Consider the following 20,117-nt stretch of genomic DNA (forward strand, 5'->3'; position numbering starts at 1 on the left):
CCTAGCGTTGGAAGCGCCATACAACTTGACCCGTGGGGTCATAAGAGTTGGAGCAGTCATGGTGAACATCAAGGAGATTGACCCGTCGTCCTCCCCGTGGGCGCCTTTCGGCATCCAACTCCGCAACTCACGCAAGGCGAAGGGCCTCCTTCAGGGGCAGCTCGCGCGCAAGTGCGGGGTCAGCGCGTCGTACGTCTCCTACGTCGAACTTGCGCACCGACCGCCGAGCGAAAGATTTGCTACCAAGGCGGACGAAGTCCTGGATACAGGCGGGACTTTGATGCTGATGTACTGGCAGCACAAGCACACGGCGTTGGTGCCGGGCTTCCCCGAGTACGCCAAGTACGAGAACCTCGCCGCCGAAGTCAGGCTGTTCTCGATCGACATCATGTCCGGTCTGCTGCAAACCCCGGCCTACGCCAGCGCATGGGAAGCGGGCAACGTCCGACGCGGCAACGCCACAGCCGAACAGGCCGAGGAGCGTCTCAGCTTCCTCATGACACGCCAACAGCTCCTGAACCGCACCCCGCCACCAGTCCTCCACGCGGTTCTGGACGAAAGCTGCCTGCGGCGACCTGTCGGAGGAGCGGAGGTGATGATCGAGCAGTTGCTGCACCTTGAACAGATGGCAAGGAACCCGAACGTCCTCATTCAGGTAGCCCCGTTCCTCCTGGGCGAGGAGCGACCCTTCAGCTCACATGTGACGCTGCTGACCATGCCGGATCGCAAGTTGCTCGGATACGGCGAGACCGAGGTCCGGGGCTACCTGGATCGAGCTATCGACACTGTTCTCCCACTGTTCAGGGGCTACGATCGGCTGCAGATCGAGGCACTGAATCAGGCCGCATCGATGGAGATGATCCGTGCGGTACGGAAGGGCTATGAGGATGGACGTTGACCTGACCCACGCTGGTTGGCGAAAGAGCACATACAGCGGGGGGCAGAACGGCTGCATCGAGGTCGCCGACGGCTTCACCGGCGTCATGCCCGTCCGCGACTCCAAGGACCCGGGCGGCCCGGCCCTCGTCTTCCCCTCCACCGCCTGGCAGTCCTTCGTCACCGCCGTCCGCACCGGCGAGTTCGACGCCCGCTGACACCAGCACCCGGCCCCGCCGCCCCGGCCCCCCGGGGCGGCGGCGCCTTCTCTACCTCTCCGACAAGTTCAACTCCCCCGGCCCGCCCACGCATAGGAAGTCGGACCCGCCGACCTCGCACTCCCCGTCTTCCGATCCGCCGCCCAGAAGTCCTTCGTCACCACCGAAGGCCGAGGCCGATCCCGCTCCCCTCTCGGCTGCAGATCCAGTAGCTGTTGCCCACCCGGTGTCTCTGCTGCTCGCCGGTGGGGTGGGTCACGACCACCTCGCCCTTCTCGTAGGAGAGACGGTCGCCCGCCGCGACGAACACCGGCTTGTCCAGTCCGACGTGGAAGTCGGAGTGGAGCAGGAACTCGCTGAGCAGCAGCATCCGTGGCACGGGGGTGACCCCGTCGAAGTTCACGTCCATGGGCCGAGCGTCCCGGAGGTGCCGGGGCCGCCGCCACGGGTTTTCGGTCCCGCGCCGACGGGCGGTCAGGCCCAGGGCAGGGAGGCCCGGGTGCGCCAGTAGGTGTCGGCGGGCTCGGCCATCGTGGCGAGGGTGGCGAGGTCCTCCGGGGTGAGCACAACCTCGTCGGCGGCGAGGTTGGAGGTGAGCTGATCGAGGGTGGCGGCGCCGGACAGGACGATGTCGGCCCAGGGCTGGGCGGCGGCCGCGGCGAGGGCGAGGGCGTCGGGGGTGGTGGCGGTGCGGGTGGCGAGGGTGCGCAGGGCGGCGGTGTCGGGGCCGGTGGCGTTGCGGCCTGCCAGGCGGCCGTTGGCCATGGCCTCCTTGACCACGACCAGCCAGCCGGCCCGGTGGACCTCGGCGAGGGCGGGGGCGGCGGAGGTCTCCAGCAGGTTCCAGGTGGCCTGGACGGCGGTGAACAGCGGGCGGCCGGCCACGGTGACGTCGAGGGCCCGGCGGATGGCGTCGGCCTGGGCGGGGCCGCTGGTGGACAGGCCCACCCGCACGCCCTCGGCGGCGAGGGCGGCCAGGCGCCCGTGCAGGGCGGGGTCGGTGAGGGCGGGGCTGTCGGGGGTGACCGAGTGGACCAGGTAGACGTCCAGGTGCGAGCCCAGCAGGGCGCGGGTCTCGCGGATCTGGCGGTCGAACACCTCCGTCGAGTGCTCCTTGACCTCGTGGGCGGCGACCCCGCTGGTGTGCCAGTCGGCTGTGTAGGTGTAGCCCCACTTGCTGCCGACGGTCACCTCGGCCGCCGCCTCGGGGCGCTTCGTGAGCCACTGGGCGAGGAACTCCTCGGCGCGGCCGTAGGAGCGGGCGGTGTCGAGGTAGCGCACCCCGGCCGCGTACGCGGCGTCGAGCAGGGCGTGGGTGCGCTCGCGCAGCGCCTCGACGGTGCGTTCGGCGGGCAGGTCGGCCTCGCGCCCGAGGTTGATGTACCCGGGCCGGCCGACGGCCGCGGTGCCCAGGCCCAGGCGCGCGGTGTGCGGGCGGGCGGCGGGGGCGGTGGCGGACTCGGTCGGCACGGCGGGGTCTCCTCGGGGGGCTCGGGGGTGCTCACCTGGACTTTAGCGGTGCCCCGGTGTCGGCCGGCCTACCCGGTGGGCCGGGTGGTACGGGCGGCGCCGTGGCGGTGCGGAAGGGGCGGGCTCGGGGTGTCGATGCCGCGCGGTCTCGCGGGAGTCGGCCACTTCACCGGGGCGCCGAGGTCGTTCGGACAATCCGGTGGGAACGCCAAGTGCCGGCGACACGTATCGATGTGAGGATTCGTCAGTACGGATGGATCGGATGCGCCTGCGGGCCGGCTTTCCCGGATGTCAGCCGACGCTACGCGAGTCAACTGGTATTGATCGTGGGTATCTTCGGATCCACGCCAGCTGACGGCCTTCGGCTATCGTGACCTGGCCGGCCCTGCCCCGTCCGTCGGGATCGCGACGCGGAGGGCCCGGAGCGAGGAAGGTGGGGCATGGCGGAGTCGACGGGGGACGTCGTTCAGGTGCGGACGCAGGGGCCGCAGGGTCCGGAGGGCGGGTCCGCGGAGTCGGGCGGCCCCGGGGAGGTGAGCGGGCTCTCGGCCCGGATCGAGGCGCTGTTCCACACCGTCCGCCGCCCCGACCGCGAGCAGTACACCAACGAGGAGGTGGCCCGGGCCTGCCGTGAGGCGACCGGGGAGTCCTTCTCCACCACCTACCTGTGGCAGCTGCGCACCGGGCGTCGGGACAACCCGACCAAGCGCCACCTGGAGGCGCTGGCCCAGTTCTTCCAGGTCCCGCCCGCCTACTTCTTCGACGAGCGGCAGGGCGCCGAGATCGCCAAGGAGCTGGCGCTGCTGGGCGCGCTGCGCGACGCCGGCGTGCGCAGCCTGGCGCTGCGGGCGGTGGGCCTGTCGCCGGAGGGCCTGGACACCGTCAGCGAGCTGGTCGACGTCATCGCCCGCCGGGACGCGGCGCGCAAGCGCCCCTCGCCCTGAGGAGCGTTCCGACAAGAGCAGGGACGGGAGCTGGGAGGGGAGCTCGGCTTGTGGGATGACTTACGGCGTGGCCGGGGCCGCCGGTCCACGCTGCGGCGCTGCCGGCGGATCGCCGAACAGGTGGAGCTGCCGCGCCCGTTCGACCCGGCGGTGCTGCTGGAGCGGCTGGCCGCGCGGCGCGGGCGGCCGATCGAGCTGCTGCCGGTGCCGGCGCGCCCGCACGCCCCGTGCGGGCTGCTGGTCTCCACCCAGGAGGCGGACTACATCGTCTACGCGGCGGACACCGGCGCGCTGCACCAGCGGCACATCCTGGTGCACGAGATCGCCCACCTGATGCTCGACCACGCCGGCTCCGCGCCGCTGGACCCGGCCGCCGCGCTGCTGCCGCACCTGTCCCCCTCGCTGGTGCGGCGGGTGCTGGGGCGCACCCGTTACGACGAGCCGCAGGAGCGCGAGGCGGAGCTGCTGGCCTCGCTGATCCTGAGCCGGGCGGCGCGGGCGGACGCGGCCGGGCCGCCCGGACCCGCGCCGTCGCCGGGCCTGCCGGGCTCGCCCGGCGCCCTGGACGCGCTGGGCTTCCTGCTGTCAGTTGACGGGCCGCAGGCGCGGCGGCCGTGAGCGAACTGTCCCTCTACCCGGTCGGACTGTTCTTCGTGCTCAGCGCCGCCCACTTCGCCCGCAGCCGGATCAACCCGCGCGCCGCCGCCCGCTACACCTGCTCCGGGACGGCCCTGCTGGGCACCGCCCTGCTGGTGCTCGCCCCGCCGACCGTACGGGCGGTGCAGGACGCCGGGGTATCGGTGCTCGCGATCGCGGCGATCGTGCTCGGCGACGCCCTGCGGGACGGCGCGGCCGCGGCGATCCGGCTGCTCGCGCTGGCGCTGCGCACGACCGAACCCGCGCCGGGGCATCCCCTGCCCGGCGGGCCCGTACGAGGCGAGCCCTTGCCCGGTGAGGCCTTGCACGGTGAGCCTCTGCGTGGTGAGCCCGCCCGGCGCGCCGTGCGCTCCCGGCTGGCGCTGCTGGGCGCGGTGCTGGGCCTGCGGGTGGTGCTGATCGCCGTCGCCGCGCCCCGGCTGTCCGGCGGCAGCCTGACCGTCGCGCCCACCCTGTCCGCCCGCCTGGCGCTGGCCGGCTACACCGTCGTCGGCATGGTCCACACCGCGCTGTGCCTGACCGCGCTGCTGCGCGAGCTGCTCCGGCGCGCCCGCACCGCCGGGCCCGGCCGGCTGGGCACCGGGCTGCGGCTGCTCACCGGCGGGCTGGCGGCCGGACTGCTGTGGAACGCCTGGAGCGTGGACGACGTGCTGCGCGCGGCCACCACCGGCGCCCAGGACGGCCCCGAGGACACGCTGTGCGCGGTCCTGGGCGCGCTGTGCGCGGCGCTGATCGCAGCCGGGCTGGGCAGCACGCTGTGGCCGGCCGTGTCGGGGGCGGTGCGCGGCTGGCTGCGGGCCCACCGCCGCTACCGGGCGCTCGCCCCGCTCTGGCGCGACCTGCACACCGTGCTGCCCGAGATCGCCCTCGACCCGGCCCGCCGCCTGCCGCTGCCCCTGCGCGACCCGCAGTTCGCGCTGTACCGGCGGATCATCGAGATCCACGACGCCCGGCTGATCCTGCGCCAGCACCTGGACCCGCGCACCTCCGAGTGGCTGGAGCTCGCCACCCGGCGCTTCCCGCCGCCTTCCTCCCACGCCGCCGCCACCGCCGAGGCCGCGGCCCTGGCCGCCGCCCTGGAACGCGCCGCGGCCGGCGCCGGCCCGCATCCCGCCGCCCGGCCGGAAGGCGCACCGCCGCCGGGCGGCGCACCGTCGGTGGCGGTCACGGAGGCCGAACCGCCGCGCGCCCTGGACGGCGAGGCCGACCACCTCGCCCACCTGGCTCGCGTCTACGCCACCTGCCCCGCCGTCGCCGAGGTCCGCACCCGCGCCCGCGCCCGGGCCCGGGCGGACGAGCGGGCCGGCGCCGAGGGGGCCCTGCGGTGAGCCGCCGTCGGCTACCGGCCCTGCTGGCCGTGCTGCCGGTGACGGCTGCGGCGGCGGGGCGCTGTGGTACCTGTTCGCGGTGGTGCCCGGGGGCATCGTCCGGCGCTTTGGAGTAGCGGCCTTGTCCGGACTGTCAGGCGTCGGGCATCTCGGTGACCACTGACGGCCTCCGGCACCCGACGTGGTCGTCCGGGGTCCCGGCGGCCCTGGCGGAATGTCAGTTCCAGGGCCTGCGGGCCGGCGGCCGTCCGGCGCGCGGGGGCGGTGGCGGCGTGCCTACGCTGATGGTGGGGCCTTGGCCGCGTTCCTGGAGGTGCAGCATGCGTGGCACATCCCGTCGCCGCCGAGCGGGGGTCCTGGCCGCGGCGGCACTGCTCTTCGCGGGCGGGCCGCTCGCCTCCGGGGCCGCTCCCGCGGCCGCGGCCGTGACGGTGCCCGTGCAGGCGTGCCCGGCGGAGTGGACCGGCCCCGGCCTGCCGCCGCTGGGCGCCGTACCGGCCTCGGTGGCGCTGCCGGGCGGCGTCACCCTGCCCCCGACGGCGGCGGTGTACGGCGCCCGCTACCCGGGCGAGGTGCACTACCTGGTCGCGCCGAGCGGCTGGACCTGCGACGTGGTCTTCTTCTCCGCCGACGGCGGGGAAGAGGCCTACGTCCACCCCGGCGCCCCGGTCGCCGACCCGGCCAACGCCCGCTTCACCTCGGTCGTCCAGGGCGTCTTCGTCAGCGGCGGTGCCCAGACCAACATCGACCTGGCCTGCGGCTTCATCCCCCAGGCCGGGGCCGCCCCCAACACCTGCAACGCCCCGCCCCGCCTGCCCGCCGACCGGCTCCACCCGGTCACCTCCCACGCCCCGGGCCTGCTGCTCACCGCCGTCGGCGTCCCGGCGGGCGCCCGCGAGCCGAACCTGCCCACCACCGGAGGCCCCGACCGCACGGTCGCCCTGCTGACCTTCCAGAGCCCCGGCGGCCCGGCCCAGGAGATCACTTGCGCCGTCCCGGCGGCCTCCGCCCCCGTCCCCACCTGCCAGGCCGCGCTCGGCCACTTCCTGGCCACCGGTGCCGCCGCCAAGCAGCTCACCCCGGCCGACCTCGCCGCCGCGCTCACCGACCTGGACGCCTTCGTCGCCGCCTACCTCGCCCAGCCGTGACGCCCGATCCTGACGCCCGGCCCTCCACAGGCGGGCCGGGCCGCAGACGTCACGGGTGGCCGTCGCCTGGCGTCCCTACGGTAGTGCTTCCCATGGCGGAGTTCCTCGGGGGGCGAATGAGGGAGCGCGAAGGTAGTGCGCAATCACGCTATACATGCAGATGATTGCGTTCCGGTCTCAATGGTCCGGGATGCGGAGACACGGTGATGGCCGAAATCAGGTGCCAGGGGCACGTGGTGCGTGAGGGGGCCAGCTGTGGCACATCGGCGGTTCAAGCGGGAGTTGACGGTCAGTTCGGCCGAGTTGTTCGGCGAGGAGCTGCGGTTTTACCGGGAGCTGGCCAACTACACCCAGGAGGAGCTGGGCAAGCTGCTGCACTGTAGCCGGATGGTGCCCCGCCCCCAGCCCTTTGAGTGGGCGCGCCTGACCGTACGGCCGTCGGCGGCCGTACGGTCAGGCGTTCAGCCGTTCAGCACTGGGGGCGGCGGCCGTGGTTGGCCCCGCGCCTGGCCCGGGCCTTCTTCTTACGGCGGCGCTTCGACGACATGGCGACTCCTCTCGCGGCTCTCGCAGCCAGGACCTCCGGTCTTCCACCGTTTCACAACCCGCTGGCCCCGGCCCGTCGAGCGGCCTCAGGCCCCCTGGGCCCCGGCGGCGCCCTCGGCGAAGGTGGAGCGGTAGACGGTGAAGCCGCCCTCGCCGGGGGCCGTTTCGGCGAGCAGCGTCACGGCGGCGCTCAGGTCGGCGCAGGTCGCGGCCTCGGCGCGGCGTGCCAGGACGGGGGCGGCAGCGGGGGCGGGGGCGGTGTTCTTCGTCGTCGTCACGTGACCGGGCTAGGCGCCGAAAGGCCCATGATCATGGGGCAATCGATCACCATTTCGATCGGTCGGTTCTGCCCGAGGGGCCCGTGGCGGACTGGCCCGACGAGCGCCCCGGCGCTCCGGGCCCGTCCCGTCGGCGCAGTAGCCCGTCGGCGCAGTAGTCACCCGACCGCCGAGCCCGCCATGTCCCGCACCACCGCGCGCAGCAGCCGGTTGAACGCGGCGGGCTGCTCCTCGTGGATCATGTGGCCGGAGCCCTCGACGATGTGCAGGCTGCCGTGCGGGGCGAGGTCGGCGAGGGTGCGGGAGACCTCCAGGGGGATCTGGGTCTCCTGGTCACCGTGGAGGAAGGCGACGGGCAGGTCGAGGGTGGGCAGTAGGCCGCGCGGGTCGTAGGTGGCGGCCTCGGTGAGGAGGTTGTCGATGGCGGGGCTGGAGTCGAGGACCTGCGCGATGGTGCGCTGGTGCAGTTCGGGGCTTGCCGCGCTCCCGTACCAGGTGGGGATCCACTCCCGTACCAGGGCGGCGCGGTCGGCGGCGAGGCGGGCGCTGAGTTCGCGCAGTTCGGCGACCATGCCGGTGCCGGGCCAGTGGCCGGAGCCGTCGACGGAGACGACCCCGCCGACGAGCTCGGGTGCGGCCGCGGCGGCCGCCAGGGCGAAGGTGGCGCCGATCGAGCTGCCGACCAGGACGGGCGAGTCGAGGTCCAGGATGTCGATCAGGCAGAGCAGGTCGGCGACGTTGGCGGCCAGGGTGTGGCCGTCCTCGGGGCGGTCGGAGCGGCCGCAGCCCCGGCAGTCGAGCGCGATCACCCGGTGGTCGGCGGCGAGGTCGGCGAGCTGGGCCTCCCACACCCGGCCGCTGGTGGCCCAGCCGTGGACGAACAGCAGCGGGCGGCCGGCGCCGTGGTCGCGGTAGAAGAGTCGGGTGCCCTGGACGGTGGCGTACGGCATGTCGGTTCTCCTCGGATCGTGGTGGCCGGTCCTGCTGGTGGCCGGTCTTTCCGGCCGGGTCCAGTCCACCGCGTGAGGGGCGCGCGTCCAAGGCGCATCCGACTCGTACACTCATCAGGAATCATGATCAATGAGGGGGCGGGTGTGGAGCTGCGGCAGGTCCGGTACTTCCTGGCGGTCGCCGAGGAGTTGCACTTCGGGCGGGCGGCCGAGCGGCTGCGCATCGTCCAGCCGACGGTGAGCCAGCAAGTGCGGCGCCTGGAGCGCGAGTTGGGCGTTGAGCTGTTCGACCGCACGACCCGTGCGGTGGCGCTGACGGCGGCGGGTGGCGCGTTCCTGCCGCATGCCCGGGCGATCCTGGCGGCCGAGCGGGCGGCCGTCGAGGCGATGGCCGAGCAGCGCGGCGAGCCGGCGCAGGTGCTGCGCATCGGCACCAACATCGGGCTGGGCGCGCGGCTGGAGCGCCTGCTGGCGGCACTGGCCGAGCGGAGCCCGCAGCTGGTGGTGGAGTTGTGCAGCGCGCGGGCGTCGGTGCGCCTGCAGCAGGTGCGCGACGGGGAGTTGGACGCGGCCTTCGTGCGCGGCCTGGACCGCAGCCCGGGCCTGGAACTGCTGCCGGTGTGGCCGGATCCGCTGGTGGCGGCACTGCCGGCGGACCACCCGCTGGCCGCGGCCGAGGCGGTGTCGGTGGCGGACCTGGCCGCGCTGCCGCTGCGGATCGCGCCGCGCGAGGCCAACCCGCACCTGGTGGACCTGGTCACCGGCGCCTGCCGGGCGGCGGGCGTGGAGCCGCTGCTCGGGCCGGAGTTCACCACCGACCAGGACACGCTGGCCGCGATCGGCGCGGGCCGGCCCAGCTGGACGGTCTTCTACGCGTCCCAGGCCGAGGTCCTGCCGAGCGGCCGTACGGTGTTCCGCCCCTTCGCCGAGCCGCTGGCCCTGCAGACCTATCTGGCCGTGCGCCCCGCCGCGTCCTCGCGCCGGCTGGCGCCGCTGCTGGAGGCCTGCCGGAGCATCGCGGGGACGGCCGAGCGCTAGTGGCCCGTCTCGCATCGTTGGCCGGGTAATCGACGGGCGGTGTGGTGGTCGACAGACTGTCTCCAGAACCTGACGACCCTGCCACCGCCTCGGCGGTGCCGCCCGGATGAGCGCCTCCCGTCTGCTCACCGTCTCCGGCCGGGTCCGCACCGTCTACCTCAACGGATACCGACCGTGCGCCCAACAGGCCGTCGACGCCTACCTGTTGACCGGCGTCCTGCCGGCGGCCGACGCCACCTGCTGAGCGCCGGACCGGCGTGGCGCTCAGCCGAAGCCGGCGAGCGCCGCCCTCACTGGCCCACCCGGCCGTCCACGCACTCCCGCAGCAGGTCGGCGTGCCCGCAGTGCCGGGCGTACTCCTCGACGCGGTGCACCAGCAGCTCCCGCACCGATACCCCGTGCTTGCCCAACCGCTCCACCAGGTCCGGGTGTTCGGCCAGCGCGGCGTCGGTGGCGGCCTGCTCCCGTGCCAGGTTGCGCCACGCGGCCTCGACCACGGCCGGGTCGGCGACGGCCCCGTCGAAGTCCGCGTCCCGCGCGCCGTACAGCTTCGGCAGCGGCTCGCCGTCGGTGATCCAGTTGCGCCAGTCCCGTTCCACCTCGGCCAGGTGCCGCACCAGCCCGAGCAGCGACATCGTCGACGGCGGCACCGCGCGCCGGGCCAGCTGCTCGGCGTCCAGACCCTCGCACTTCATCCGCACGGTGAGGCGGTAGTTGGTCAGGTAGTCCTCCAGCGTGGCGAGTTCGCCTTCCGGCGAGGGGCCGTCGCTGTCGCGGGGGTCGTCGGCCGGATCGGCCCACATGTCGGGGTACACGCTCGCCTGGGTCCATCGCTCGGGTCGCTCGGTCATACCCCGCATGCTCACCCACAACGATCCCTTGCCGCCACCGAGTTACCGCCGGGGGGACGGCCCCGGTTCAGGGCCTGCCCGTGACCCGCCGGCTGAGCTGTTCGAGCAGCTGGGTCAACGGCCCGCTCCCACCCGCAGGAACCGCAGGAAGCCGGCCACCGCCGGCGCCACTCGCTGCCCCTTTCGCGTCACCGTGTAGACGTGCCGTACGGGGGTGTCGTCCGGGTGCAGCGGGACCAGGGCGATGTCGGGGCGGGCGGCGCGGGCGGCCAGGGAGGGGATGAGGGTGGGGCCCATCCCGGCGGCGACCAGGCCGAGTTTGGCGGTCCAGGCGCCGACGGCGTACTCGATCCGGGGCTGGAAGCCCCTGCGCAGACAGGCGGCGAGCAGGGTGGTCTCGGGGTGACGGCGGGCGGCGATCCACGGTTCGTCGGCGAGTTCGACCAGTCGCAGGCGGCGTCGGCGGGCGAGGCGGTGGCCGCGCGGCAGGGCGACCAGCACCGGGTCGTCGAGTAGCGGCGCGACGTCGAACTGGTCGGTTTCGTAGGCATTGCGGGAGTAGGAGGCGACCACGGCGAGGTCGATCGCGGCGTCGGCCAGCTGGTCCAGCAGGTGCGCCGAGAGCCCCTCGGTGAGGCCGATCTCCACGTGCGGGTGGGCGGCGTGGAAGGCCGCGAGGGCGCGGGGGACGAGTTCGGCGTTGGCGCTGTCGAAGGCGCCCACGCGTAGCCGTCCGGCGCTCAGGTCGGTGAGCGCGGCGAGGTCGCGCCGGGTGGTGTCCAGGCGGTCCAGCAGGGCTTCGGCGTGCGGGAGCAGCGCGCGGCCGTGCTCGGTGAGCCGTACGCCGCGGGCCAGTCGGTCGAACAGCGGGGTGCCCAACTCGGTTTCCAGGCTGGCGATCTGGCGGGAGATCGCGGACTGGGTGAAGCCGAGGCGCTCCCCGGCGGCGGTGAAGGAGCCCAGGTGGGCGACGGTGCGGAAGACGTCCAGCCAAGCCATGTCCATTCCGCATGGCTATCATGCGAGACATTCGTTTGTCGCCTGCCTCATGGCTGCCTAGCGTGGTGGCCATGGAGAAGATCGCTTTTCTGGGCCTGGGCCGGATGGGGCAGCCGATGGCCCGTCGCCTCGCCGCCGCCGGCTACCCGTTGACCGTCTGGAACCGTTCGCCCGGCCGTGCCGAGGGCCTCGCGGAGGCCGGGAGCCCGGCCGAGGCGGTGGCCGGGGCGGACGTCGTGGTGACCATGCTGTCCGACCCGGCGGCGCTGGCCGAGGTGGCCGGGCGGTTCACGGCGGCCCTGGCCCCGGGCACGCTGTGGATCGACATGTCCTCGGTCGGGCCGCGCGCGGTCGCCGAGCTGCGCGCCCGACTGCCGGACGGCGTGGGCATGGTGGACGCGCCGGTGATGGGCAGCGTGGGCCCGGCGGCCAGCGGGGACCTGGCGGTGTACGCGGGCGGCGAGGTCGCCGACCTGGAGCGCGCCCGGCCCGTCCTGGAGCACCTGGGCCGGGTGCGGCGCTGCGGCGGCCCGGGTGCGGGGGCGGCGCTGAAGGTGGTGATGATCGGCGCGGTCGTGGCCTCGGTCACGGTGGTGGGCGAAGTGCTGGCGGCGGCCGGGGAGTTGGGCGTGCCGCCGGAGGTGGCCGTGGAGGCGCTGGCGTCCGGGCCGCTCGCGGGGGTGGTGGCCCGGGCGCGCAGCACGCAGTCGGACTTCCCCGTCCGCCTGGCGGCCAAGGACCTCGCCCTGGCGGGCGGCGGCCCGGTGCTGGCGGCGGCCCGCCAGGTGCTGCTGGCGGACCCGTCGATCGCGGAGCGGGACCTGTCGGCGGTGGTGACGGCGCTGCAGCGGGGACAGGGTAGGTCCGATACCCCCTAGCGCCCCCCGGGCGTCAGCCTCCGCACCGGCATTCACCCGATCAGGGGGGCTGGTGTGCGCCGCGGTGCTGTTGGGACGTAGCGTCGTGGCGGCGTACGGCGGAGGGCCCGGGGAGGGCGGCGGGAGTGCGGGACATGTGGGCTGGGCTGCGGCGGAGCGCGGCGGCGCTGGCGGTGGCGACGGCGGTGCTGGTGGCGACGGCCTGCGGGGCGCCGCCGTCGGCCGACGAGCGGGGCGACGACCGCGGTGGCGACGAACCCCGAAGGGGCACCCCCCAGGCGGTGGCCCCGGGCGGCAGCCCGCTCGCCCTGGTCTACCGGGGTCCGGCGGCCTGCGACGGCTGCCCGGAGGCGGCGCACGACATGCTGGAGCACGACGGCTTCACGGTGCGCTACATCGGCCCGGACGAGGAGACGCGCTTCGGCCCGGACGCGCTCGCCGGGGCCGCCCTGTACGTGCAGCCGGGCGGCACCAACGGCCAGGAGGTGACCACCGCTTGGGGCCTGCTGAAGCGCGACCGGGGCTTCTCCCCGGAGCTGGTGCGTGCCTACGTGCGTGGCGGCGGGCGCTACCTGGGCCTGTGCATGGGCGGCTACCTGGCCGGCGAGGACCCGGGCTACGGCCTCCTGCCGGGCGACTCCGGCCAGTACATCCGCTCCCAGGGCGCCACCGTCACCGACGACCGGGACCACCTGGTCGACGTCGCCTGGCGCGGGCACCCGCAGCGGATGTACTTCCAGGACGGCCCGTACTTCGACGTGGACGGCTCGGACGTGGATGTGCTGGCCCGCTACACCAACGACCGCGCCGCCGCCGTGGTCGCCTCCTACGGCGCGGGCCGGGTGGCGGTCAGCGGCCCGCACCCGGAGGCGCCCACGGAGTGGTACCGCGACTACGGCCTGTCGGACGAGTCGCGGACCGGCCTGGGCCTGGGCGAGGACCTGCTGCACGCCCTGATGGGCGCGCCCGCGGACCCGGTCTCCTGACACCCTCAGGCCCCCACACGCCCGCGCCCGCACCCGGTTCGTACCGGGTGCGGGCGCGGGCCTTCGGGCGCGGGCTCAGTGGTCAGCGGGGCGCGCGGGGCGGCGAGCAGCGGCCCGCACCGGGCGGGGCCCGCCGCGCACTAGTGCACCCCGCCCGGCCGCCCGCCTGCGCGAAGCCCGCACGACCCCCGGAAACCGCCCCGCAGCACCCCCGAAGCGCCCTAGTGCACTAGTGCTCCAATCTCAAATAACCGCAGTACAGGGCTTGTTGGGCACCATGCGTACGGCGTACGGTCGCGGGCATGGAGAACACCGACATCCTCATCTCGGGCGCCGGCATCGCCGGCCCCGCCCTCGCCTACTGGCTGCGCCGTCACGGCTTCAACCCCGTCGTCGTCGAGCGCGCCCCCGGCCCGCGCCCCGGCGGGCAGACCGTCGACCTGCGCGGCGCCGGACGCGCCGTCATCGAGCGGATGGGCCTGATGGAGCGGGCCCGCGCGCTGTGCGTGGAGCAGAGGGGCATCGCCCTGGTCGACCGCCGCGGGAGGCTGACCGCCCGGATGCCCGTCGAGCTGTTCGAGGGCGAGGGCATCGTCTCCGAGATCGAGATCCTGCGCGGCGACCTCGCCGACCTGCTCCGCCAGGCCACCGACGGCGTCGAGTACCGCTACGGCGACAGCATCACCGCCCTGGCCGAGGACGCCGAGGGCGTCACCGTCCACTTCGAGAACGCTCCCGCCCGCCGTTTCCACCTCGTCGTCGGCGCCGACGGCCTGCACTCGGTCGTACGGCGCCTGGCCTTCGGCTCCGAGGAGGACCACTACCGCCCGCTCGGCGGCTACACCGCCTGGTTCACCGTCCACGACCCCGCCCTCGCCCGCGGCCTCGACAGCTGGTTCCTGATGTACAACGCCCCCGGCGGCCTGGTCGCCGCCGCTCGCCCGGGTCGGCTGCCCGGCGAGGTCAAGGCCGCCCTGAGCTTCCGCTCCGACCCGCTCCCCCTCGACCGCCGCGACGGCGCCGCCCAGCGCCGGCTGCTCACCGAGCGCTTCGCCGGGGCCGGTTGGGAGGTGGACCGCCTGCTCGCCGGGATGTCCACCGCCGGGGACTTCGCCTTCGACTCCTACGGCCAGATCCGCCTCGACCACTACACCCGCGGGCGCGTCGCCCTGCTCGGCGACGCCGGCTACAGCCCCAGCCCGCTCACCGGCCTGGGCACCAGCCTGGCCCTGGTCGGCGGCTACCTGCTGGCCGGTGAACTCGCCTCCGCCGCAGGCGACTTCACCGCCGCCTTCGCCCGCTACGAGGAGCGGATGCGCCCCTATGCGACCCGCGCCCAGGAGCTGCCGCCCGGCGGCATGAACGGCTACGCCCCCGACACCGCCCTGATGATCCGCCTGCGCGCCGCCTCCATGCGCTGGATGGGCCGCTGGCCGCTGCGCACCATCCTCGCCGCCCAGTTCGCCAAGGCCGGCGACATCGCCCTGCCCGACTACCCGCTGCCCGCCCGCGCCTGAGCCCGCGCGCGAACCCGCACCCGGCCCCGGGCTTGCACCTCACGCGACGTCAGGAGGGATGCTCGTGCCATGACCTCCTCCGGACAGACCTGGAAGGTCGGCCCGCTCGCCGAGGCGAGCGGCCTGACCGTACGCACCCTGCACCACTGGGACCAGATCGGCCTGCTCAGCCCCTCCCGGCGCACCGCCTCCGGCCACCGCGCCTACACCGAGCAGGACGTGGTGCGCCTCTACCAGATCCTCGCCCTGCGCCGCCTGGGCCTGGGCCTGGAGACCATCGCCACCTGCCTGGACGCCGGCGTCGACCCGCTGCGGCTGGTGCGCGAGCACCTGGCCGCCACCGAGTCCTCCCTCGCCGCCCTGCACACCCTGCGCGAGCGCCTCACCCACCTGCACGCCGAACTCGCCGCCGAACGCTCCCCCGGCACCGCCGACCTGCTGCGCCTGCTCCAGGCCGTCGGCGGCACGGGACCCGCCGCCGACGAGGCCCTGCGCCGCCACCTCGACGAGGACCAGCTGCACGCCCTCGCCGACCACGCCGCCGCCCTCGGGCCGGCCGCCCACTACCTGCTGGAGGTCGAATGGCCCCAGCTCTACCGCCGCGCCGAGGAACTGCGCAGCGCCGGCACCGACCCCGCCGACCCCCGGGTGCGCCGCGTCGCCGACCGCCTGGACGAGCTCTCCCGCCTCTTCAGCGGCGCCGACACCACCCTGTCCGCCGCCGTGCGCACCGCCTGGCGCGAGGACCCGGCCGCCATGTCCGACGACCCCACCGCCCCCGCCGACGCCTGGGCCGACCTGCGCGCCTTCCTCGACCACGCCCGCCGGGCGTCATGACGACCAGCCCGATGCCCCACCGCATCCGGCTGCGCGTCAGCCTGCTGAGCACCCTGCCCGTCCTCGCGGTCGCGGCGCTCGCACTGCCCCCGCTCGCCCTGGCCGGCCTGCTGCCCTGGTCGGTGCTCCCGGCCGTGGCCCTGGCCCAGGGGGCGCAGGCCTGGCTGGTCTTCCACCGCCTGGGCCCTGCGACGGGCGGGAGCTGACGGCTACTTCGCGCGCGGCTGGTTGAAGCGCAGCATGTTGCCCGCCGGGTCGCGGAAGGCGCAGTCGCGCACCCCGTAGGGCTGGTCCATCGGCTCCTGGAGCACCTCGGCGCCGGCCGCGCGGATCCGCTCGAAGGTGGCGTCGCAGTCGTCGGTGCGGAAGATGACCCCGCGCAGCAGGCCCTTGGCCAGCAGTTCGGCGGCGGCCTGGCGGTCGTCCTCGGAGGCGTGCGGGTCGGCCAGCGGCGGCTCCAGGACGATCTCCACGCCGGGCTGGTCGGGGGATCCGACCGTCACCCAGCGCATCCCCTCGAAGCCGACGTCGTTGCGCACCTCGAAGCCGAGCACGTCGCGGTAGAAGGCGAGCGCCTTGTCGTGGTCGTCGACGGCGATGAAACACTGGGCGAGTTCGATGCTCATACCCGTCACGCTACGGGAGAGGGCCCGCCCTACGCCTGCGTACGCCGCACCGGGCGGGTGCGGACCTTGGCGACGCACGCCGGGATCGGCTCGCCGTCGGCGTGGTCGCGGGCCCGGTAGGCGCTGGGGCTCTGCCCCACCAGCTCGGTGAAGCGGGTGCTGAACGAGCCCAGCGAGGTACAGCCCACCGCCATGCACACCTCCGTCACGCTCAGGTCCCCGCGCCGCAGCAGCGCCTTGGCCCGCTCGATCCGGCGGGTCATGAGGTAGCTGTACGGGGTCTCCCCGTACGCGGCGCGGAAGCTGCGCGAGAAGTGCCCCGGCGACATCAGCGCGGTAGCGGCCAGCGCCGGCACGTCCAGCGGCTGGTCGTACTCGCGGTCCATCCGGTCACGGGCCTGGCGCAGGCGCACCAGGTCGGCCAGGGGCACACGGGACGCGCGGGGCGTACGGGAGGACACACCAGCCACCGTACCCAGTGCCTGCGACAACCGTCCCCTCCCCCCGCCCGGCGCCGCCCGTCGGCGCCCGCCCCCGCCGTGCCCACCGCCGGGGAGCCGTGCCCCGGCGGGCGGCCCCCATCTGCGGCGATCTAGGGTGGCAGGCATGATCCCCTCTCCGATATCCGACCCGATATCCGACCCCGGCGAGGCGCTGCGGGTGCTGCTGGAGGGCAACGCCCGGTTCGTCGCCGGCGGCCCCGAGCACCCCAACCAGGACGCCGGGCGCCGCGCGGCGCTCGCCCCGGGGCAGAAGCCCTTCGCGGTGCTGTTCGGCTGCTCGGACTCCCGCCTGGCCGCCGAGATCATCTTCGACCAGGGCCTGGGCGACCTGTTCGTGGTGCGCACCGCGGGCCATGTGACCGGTGCGGAGGCGCTGGGCAGCATCGAGTACGGGGTGGCGGTGCTGGACTGCCCGCTGGTGGTGGTGCTGGGGCACGACTCCTGCGGCGCGGTGGCGGCGGCCCTGGACTCCCTGGAGCAGGGGCGGCTGCCGGGCGGCTTCGTGCGGGACGTGGTGGAGCGGGTGACCCCGAGCGTGCTGTCGGCGCGGGCGGCGGGCATCGAGGACCCGGACGCGATCGTGGACGAGCACATCCGCCAGACCGTGGACCTGCTGCTGGAGCGCTCCCAGCTGCTGGCCGCCCGGATGGCCGAGGGCCGGGTGGCCGTGGTGGGCCTGTCCTACCGGCTGCTCGACGGCCAGGCCCGTACGGTGGCCGCCCGCGGCCTGGCCTGAGGCGTCCCGGGCGGGAAAGAGGGGCGGCCGGGCTCGACGGTGCGAGGCCCGGCCGGCCCGAGGCGTGAGGGGGCGACCGACGCTACTGCCCCGCGTTGCGCTCGCGCGTCCTGCGCTGCATCTCCATCAGCATGGCCATCGTCTCGGGGTGGACCGCGCCCTGGCCCTCGTCCAGGTCGTCGTCGTCCAGGTCGTCGTCGTCCAGGTCGTCGTCATCGTCGTCGTCCGTGTCCTGCGGATTCAGCCGTGCCTGCGGGAGCAGTTCCTCGTAGCGGGGGTCGCCGGGCTGGATCTTGTGCCACCCGTCGTAGAGGTACCCCTGCGCGGTCCTGCCGCCGTAGCGCTGCCAGATGGTGACGCCGTCGGCGTCGAGCATCGGGTTCCCGGCGACCTCGTAGGGCTCAGAATGCTCGCTCAAAATACTCCTTCAGGATCTTCGCCGCCTCGCGGTCGCCGAACGTGAACTTCTTCAGCTTCCCGGCGGTCCAGTTGTTGAACGCCTCGGCGAAGTACTCGTGCGGCTGGCGGATGTACGCGTCCAGTTTGTCGCCGATCCGGTCCATGACCTGCTGCTGCGCATGCAGCCAGTCCGGCTGGCGGCTCTTGAAGCCGTAGGCCTCGTCGACCGCGTGCCCGAACTCGTGGACCGCGACGCTGCTCGGCGTCTCGGCATTCGAATTGATCAGGAGCCTGCGCTGGTCGGGCAGGTACATGCCGGGTACGTGTTCCGCCGGCGCGCTGCCTCCCACCGGTCTGACGCCGCCGAGGCCGAAACCGCCCGGAAGCTCCGTGATGGGCCGGGGGCCGATGCTGATCCCGCCGCCCGGGACCGCTTTCAGGTAGTCCCAGACCTTGTTGAAGACCTCGGGTGGCACGCGCGCCAGCTCCGTGGTCACCTTCGCGGTGCTCGGGTGGTCCTCCACGTACTCGCGCGGGGGCAGCCGGCCGGGCATCGGCAGCTCGACCGGTCTGGCGTGCTTGGGGACGTACGGACCGCTGTCGGCGGAACCCTTGCGTCCCCCCGGCGCGGCCGCGCCGCCGACGGCCCCGAGGACGAGGTCCAGCGGCATGACCGGGCCGGTCTTGAAGGCCGCGTCGTAGCCGTAGCTGAGGCCGGCGCCGGTGATCATCCGGCCGGGCATGGAGTCCGCGGCGCCCGCGACCTTGGCCAGGCCCGCGAGGGCGACCGAGGCGCCCTCGGCGCCGCCGGCCGCGGTGGAGACGGCGCGGGCGCCGGCTCCGAAACCGCCGCCGGCGCCGCCCATGATGCCGCCGGTCTCGGCGGAGTCGACGGCCTCCTTGAAGCTGTAGCCGCCGTCGTCGAAGAGTTCGACCCGGATCGGCTGGGCGACGGCGAGGTCGACGGTGATGGCCTCGACGGCACCGAACGCGGCGCCGACCAGCACGGTGGCGGCGATGGTGGCGATCGTCTCGGAGACGGCGACGCCCAGGCCCGCGGCGGTGGCGACGATGCCCGCGGCGGCGCCCGCGGCAACACCCTCGGAGATGCCGGCGGTGAAGAAGGCGAGCGCGGTGCCGGCCACCAGGGTGGCGCCGACGATCGCGGCTTCCTCTTCGAGTTTCTTGATCGCCTTGTCGACCTCGGCGGCGAAGTCCCGCAGCGCCTTGGCCAGGCTGCGGCAGGCTTCGGCGGCGTCCGGCAGCCAGCCCTTGCCCTTGCCCGCGCCGTCCTTGCCACCGTAGTACTGGCCCCAGAACTTCCCGAAGGCGTCGATGGCCGGACCGTGGTTGTTCGCGACGATCGCCGCCGCGGCCTGGTTGGTCGGCACGGTGACGTTGTCGATGGCGGTGGCCATCGCCTCCCAGGCGTCCGCGACCTTGCGCAGCTTGTCCGGGTCCGCGTCCGGCCACCACATGCCGGTGAGCTTGCGGACGGCCTTCGCCGCCGTGGACTCACCCATCCGCCGCCCCCGACCGGGAACGGGCGCCGGTCACGCCGACCGGCCCGACAGGTTCGTCTCCTGCTCCGTCATCACCCATGGCGTCGTCCCCCGTACGTGCTCTGCGTGCTTGTGGAACTCATCACTCCGGTGATCAGATCGACGAACCGGGTGACGGGGTTTCACCCCTGCGGCGTGATCCCGGTCACGTGGCGCCGGACTGGATGTCCGTTCCCCGCCGGTGACCGGCAACCGATCACTCGACGCAAGGACGGCCGGATTCCCGTGCACAAGGCCACCGATCTCAAGGTCCTCTACTTCGGCACCCCGGTGGTGCTGATCGGCTCGCGCAACGAGGACGGCAGCGCCAACCTGGCACCGATGTCCTCGGCCTGGTGGCTGGGCCAGTCCTGCGTGCTGGGCCTGGGCAACAGCGCCCAGACCGCCGTCAACCTGCGCCGCGAGGGCGAGTGCAGGTCGACGCCGTCGCCGCGCACAAGCGCGAGCAGGGCTACCGCCACGAGCGGCGCAAGTTCGCCGCGGCCGGGATGACCGAGCTGGACGGCGAACTGGTGCGGGCGCCGCGCGCCGCCCAGTGCCCGGTGCAGCCGGAGTGCCGCCTGGAGGCCGCCACGCCGCTGGCGGGCGACGAGCTGTGCACCGCCTTCGAGGTCACCGTGGTGCGCGCCCACGTGGACGAGCGCCTGATCGTGCGTGCCGGGCACCGACCACTACTTGACATCCTCCCCCGGCTAAAGCCGGGGGATTCCAACACCGGTGGGGTGTTGAGGTTCACGGACACTCGCACGCTTGCGCGTGGTTGTCCCTCC

The 20,117-nt window shown here is 74.2% G+C and carries 26 protein-coding genes and 1 pseudogene; 16 read left to right on the top strand and 11 right to left on the bottom strand.

The genetic code is table 11. The features are described from left to right. Positions 1-58 precede the first annotated feature (58 nt). Complete coding sequence (locus ACZ3UD_RS35300) at positions 59-898, top strand: helix-turn-helix domain-containing protein (RefSeq protein ID WP_465597385.1); 840 nt, start codon at positions 59-61, stop codon at positions 896-898. Further along, positions 882-1,094, top strand: a complete 213-nt coding sequence (locus ACZ3UD_RS35305) for a DUF397 domain-containing protein (protein WP_465597388.1) — start codon at positions 882-884, stop codon at positions 1,092-1,094. Before ACZ3UD_RS35300 ends, ACZ3UD_RS35305 begins: the two co-directional genes overlap by 17 nt. Positions 1,095-1,251: 157 nt before the next feature. Here the strand turns inward: ACZ3UD_RS35305 and ACZ3UD_RS35310 are convergent, their stop codons facing one another. Next, on the bottom strand, positions 1,252-1,503 hold the full coding sequence (locus ACZ3UD_RS35310) for a hypothetical protein (protein ID WP_465597391.1): 252 nt from the start codon (positions 1,501-1,503) through the stop codon (positions 1,252-1,254). Between the two features lie 65 nt (positions 1,504-1,568). Then, complete coding sequence (locus tag ACZ3UD_RS35315) at positions 1,569-2,564, bottom strand: aldo/keto reductase (RefSeq protein WP_465597394.1); 996 nt, start codon at positions 2,562-2,564, stop codon at positions 1,569-1,571. A 440-nt stretch (positions 2,565-3,004) separates the two neighbouring features. Between ACZ3UD_RS35315 and ACZ3UD_RS35320 the strand changes: the two genes are divergently transcribed. The 4 genes from ACZ3UD_RS35320 (at position 3,005) to ACZ3UD_RS35335 (ending at position 6,641) form a co-directional block, all read left to right on the top strand. Then, entirely contained in the window at positions 3,005-3,508 is a 504-nt protein-coding gene (locus ACZ3UD_RS35320; protein WP_465597398.1) for an XRE family transcriptional regulator, read from the top strand. Positions 3,509-3,556: 48 nt separating this feature from the next. Next, the gene (locus ACZ3UD_RS35325) at positions 3,557-4,126 is read left to right on the top strand and encodes a ParH-like protein (protein ID WP_465597401.1); all 570 of its coding nucleotides are present in this window, start codon (positions 3,557-3,559) and stop codon (positions 4,124-4,126) included. Then, positions 4,123-5,493: an MAB_1171c family putative transporter gene (locus ACZ3UD_RS35330; RefSeq protein WP_465597404.1), complete on the top strand. Its 1,371-nt coding sequence runs from the start codon at positions 4,123-4,125 to the stop codon at positions 5,491-5,493. Before ACZ3UD_RS35325 ends, ACZ3UD_RS35330 begins: the two co-directional genes overlap by 4 nt. Positions 5,494-5,813: 320 nt before the next feature. Next, positions 5,814-6,641, top strand: coding sequence for a hypothetical protein (locus ACZ3UD_RS35335; protein WP_465597407.1), 828 nt, complete (start codon positions 5,814-5,816; stop codon positions 6,639-6,641). A 469-nt stretch (positions 6,642-7,110) separates the two neighbouring features. Here the strand turns inward: ACZ3UD_RS35335 and ACZ3UD_RS35340 are convergent, their stop codons facing one another. The 3 genes from ACZ3UD_RS35340 to ACZ3UD_RS35350 form a co-directional block, all read right to left on the bottom strand. Next, entirely contained in the window at positions 7,111-7,188 is a 78-nt protein-coding gene (locus ACZ3UD_RS35340; RefSeq protein ID WP_464336931.1) for a hypothetical protein, read from the bottom strand. Between the two features lie 85 nt (positions 7,189-7,273). Then, positions 7,274-7,465, bottom strand: coding sequence for a hypothetical protein (locus tag ACZ3UD_RS35345; RefSeq protein WP_465597410.1), 192 nt, complete (start codon positions 7,463-7,465; stop codon positions 7,274-7,276). 158 nt (positions 7,466-7,623) lie between these two features. Continuing rightward, a complete protein-coding gene (locus tag ACZ3UD_RS35350; RefSeq protein WP_465597413.1) occupies positions 7,624-8,415 on the bottom strand; it encodes an alpha/beta fold hydrolase in 792 nt (263 codons plus the stop codon). 144 nt (positions 8,416-8,559) lie between these two features. On the opposite strand from ACZ3UD_RS35350, the gene ACZ3UD_RS35355 reads away from it, so the two are divergent. Both ACZ3UD_RS35355 and ACZ3UD_RS35360 read left to right on the top strand, forming a co-directional pair. Continuing rightward, entirely contained in the window at positions 8,560-9,453 is an 894-nt protein-coding gene (locus ACZ3UD_RS35355) for a LysR family transcriptional regulator (RefSeq protein ID WP_465597452.1), read from the top strand. A gap of 106 nt (positions 9,454-9,559) precedes the next feature. Next, positions 9,560-9,697 (top strand): alpha/beta hydrolase, encoded by a 138-nt coding sequence (locus ACZ3UD_RS35360; RefSeq protein ID WP_465597416.1) that lies wholly within the window; start codon positions 9,560-9,562, stop codon positions 9,695-9,697. Between the two features lie 46 nt (positions 9,698-9,743). On the opposite strand, the gene ACZ3UD_RS35365 is transcribed toward ACZ3UD_RS35360, so the two are convergent. Together ACZ3UD_RS35365 and ACZ3UD_RS35370 are read right to left on the bottom strand one after the other, a co-directional pair. Further along, positions 9,744-10,304, bottom strand: coding sequence for a DinB family protein (locus tag ACZ3UD_RS35365; protein WP_465597419.1), 561 nt, complete (start codon positions 10,302-10,304; stop codon positions 9,744-9,746). 114 nt (positions 10,305-10,418) lie between these two features. Beyond that, a complete protein-coding gene (locus ACZ3UD_RS35370) occupies positions 10,419-11,303 on the bottom strand; it encodes a LysR family transcriptional regulator (protein WP_465597422.1) in 885 nt (294 codons plus the stop codon). 71 nt (positions 11,304-11,374) lie between these two features. Between ACZ3UD_RS35370 and ACZ3UD_RS35375 the strand changes: the two genes are divergently transcribed. The 5 genes from ACZ3UD_RS35375 (at position 11,375) to ACZ3UD_RS35395 (ending at position 15,727) form a co-directional block, all read left to right on the top strand. Beyond that, positions 11,375-12,181, top strand: coding sequence for an NAD(P)-dependent oxidoreductase (locus tag ACZ3UD_RS35375; protein ID WP_465597425.1), 807 nt, complete (start codon positions 11,375-11,377; stop codon positions 12,179-12,181). Positions 12,182-12,315: 134 nt separating this feature from the next. Then, positions 12,316-13,167 carry a BPL-N domain-containing protein gene (locus ACZ3UD_RS35380; protein WP_465597428.1) on the top strand — a complete coding sequence of 284 codons (852 nt, stop codon included), beginning with the start codon at positions 12,316-12,318 and terminating at the stop codon, positions 13,165-13,167. A gap of 302 nt (positions 13,168-13,469) precedes the next feature. After that, a complete protein-coding gene (locus tag ACZ3UD_RS35385; protein ID WP_465597431.1) occupies positions 13,470-14,684 on the top strand; it encodes an FAD-dependent monooxygenase in 1,215 nt (404 codons plus the stop codon). Positions 14,685-14,753: 69 nt separating this feature from the next. Beyond that, on the top strand, positions 14,754-15,521 hold the full coding sequence (locus ACZ3UD_RS35390) for a MerR family transcriptional regulator (protein ID WP_465597434.1): 768 nt from the start codon (positions 14,754-14,756) through the stop codon (positions 15,519-15,521). Positions 15,522-15,532: 11 nt separating this feature from the next. Then, a complete protein-coding gene (locus ACZ3UD_RS35395) occupies positions 15,533-15,727 on the top strand; it encodes a hypothetical protein (protein ID WP_465597437.1) in 195 nt (64 codons plus the stop codon). A 3-nt stretch (positions 15,728-15,730) separates the two neighbouring features. Here ACZ3UD_RS35395 and ACZ3UD_RS35400 read toward each other — a convergent pair whose 3' ends face one another. Together ACZ3UD_RS35400 and ACZ3UD_RS35405 are read right to left on the bottom strand one after the other, a co-directional pair. Further along, positions 15,731-16,147 carry a VOC family protein gene (locus tag ACZ3UD_RS35400; protein WP_380616913.1) on the bottom strand — a complete coding sequence of 139 codons (417 nt, stop codon included), beginning with the start codon at positions 16,145-16,147 and terminating at the stop codon, positions 15,731-15,733. Between the two features lie 29 nt (positions 16,148-16,176). Further along, a complete protein-coding gene (locus ACZ3UD_RS35405) occupies positions 16,177-16,578 on the bottom strand; it encodes a helix-turn-helix transcriptional regulator (protein ID WP_465597455.1) in 402 nt (133 codons plus the stop codon). A gap of 175 nt (positions 16,579-16,753) precedes the next feature. Here ACZ3UD_RS35405 and ACZ3UD_RS35410 point away from each other — a divergent pair, with 175 nt between their 5' ends. Beyond that, positions 16,754-17,386 (top strand): carbonic anhydrase, encoded by a 633-nt coding sequence (locus ACZ3UD_RS35410; RefSeq protein WP_465597440.1) that lies wholly within the window; start codon positions 16,754-16,756, stop codon positions 17,384-17,386. A gap of 82 nt (positions 17,387-17,468) precedes the next feature. Here ACZ3UD_RS35410 and ACZ3UD_RS35415 read toward each other — a convergent pair whose 3' ends face one another. Both ACZ3UD_RS35415 and ACZ3UD_RS35420 read right to left on the bottom strand, forming a co-directional pair. Further along, a complete protein-coding gene (locus ACZ3UD_RS35415; RefSeq protein ID WP_465597443.1) occupies positions 17,469-17,804 on the bottom strand; it encodes a hypothetical protein in 336 nt (111 codons plus the stop codon). Further along, positions 17,788-19,308, bottom strand: coding sequence for a WXG100-like domain-containing protein (locus tag ACZ3UD_RS35420; RefSeq protein WP_465597446.1), 1,521 nt, complete (start codon positions 19,306-19,308; stop codon positions 17,788-17,790). The genes ACZ3UD_RS35415 and ACZ3UD_RS35420 overlap by 17 nt, the downstream gene beginning before the upstream one ends. 264 nt (positions 19,309-19,572) lie before the next feature. Here ACZ3UD_RS35420 and ACZ3UD_RS35425 point away from each other — a divergent pair, with 264 nt between their 5' ends. Next, entirely contained in the window at positions 19,573-19,839 is a 267-nt protein-coding gene (locus tag ACZ3UD_RS35425) for a hypothetical protein (RefSeq protein ID WP_465597449.1), read from the top strand. Further along, positions 19,758-20,117, top strand: a pseudogene (locus ACZ3UD_RS35430) (hypothetical protein); the annotation flags it as partial. The gene ACZ3UD_RS35425 and the pseudogene ACZ3UD_RS35430, both read left to right, overlap by 82 nt.

It is taken from the genome of Kitasatospora sp. NPDC023118 (assembly GCF_055560875.1).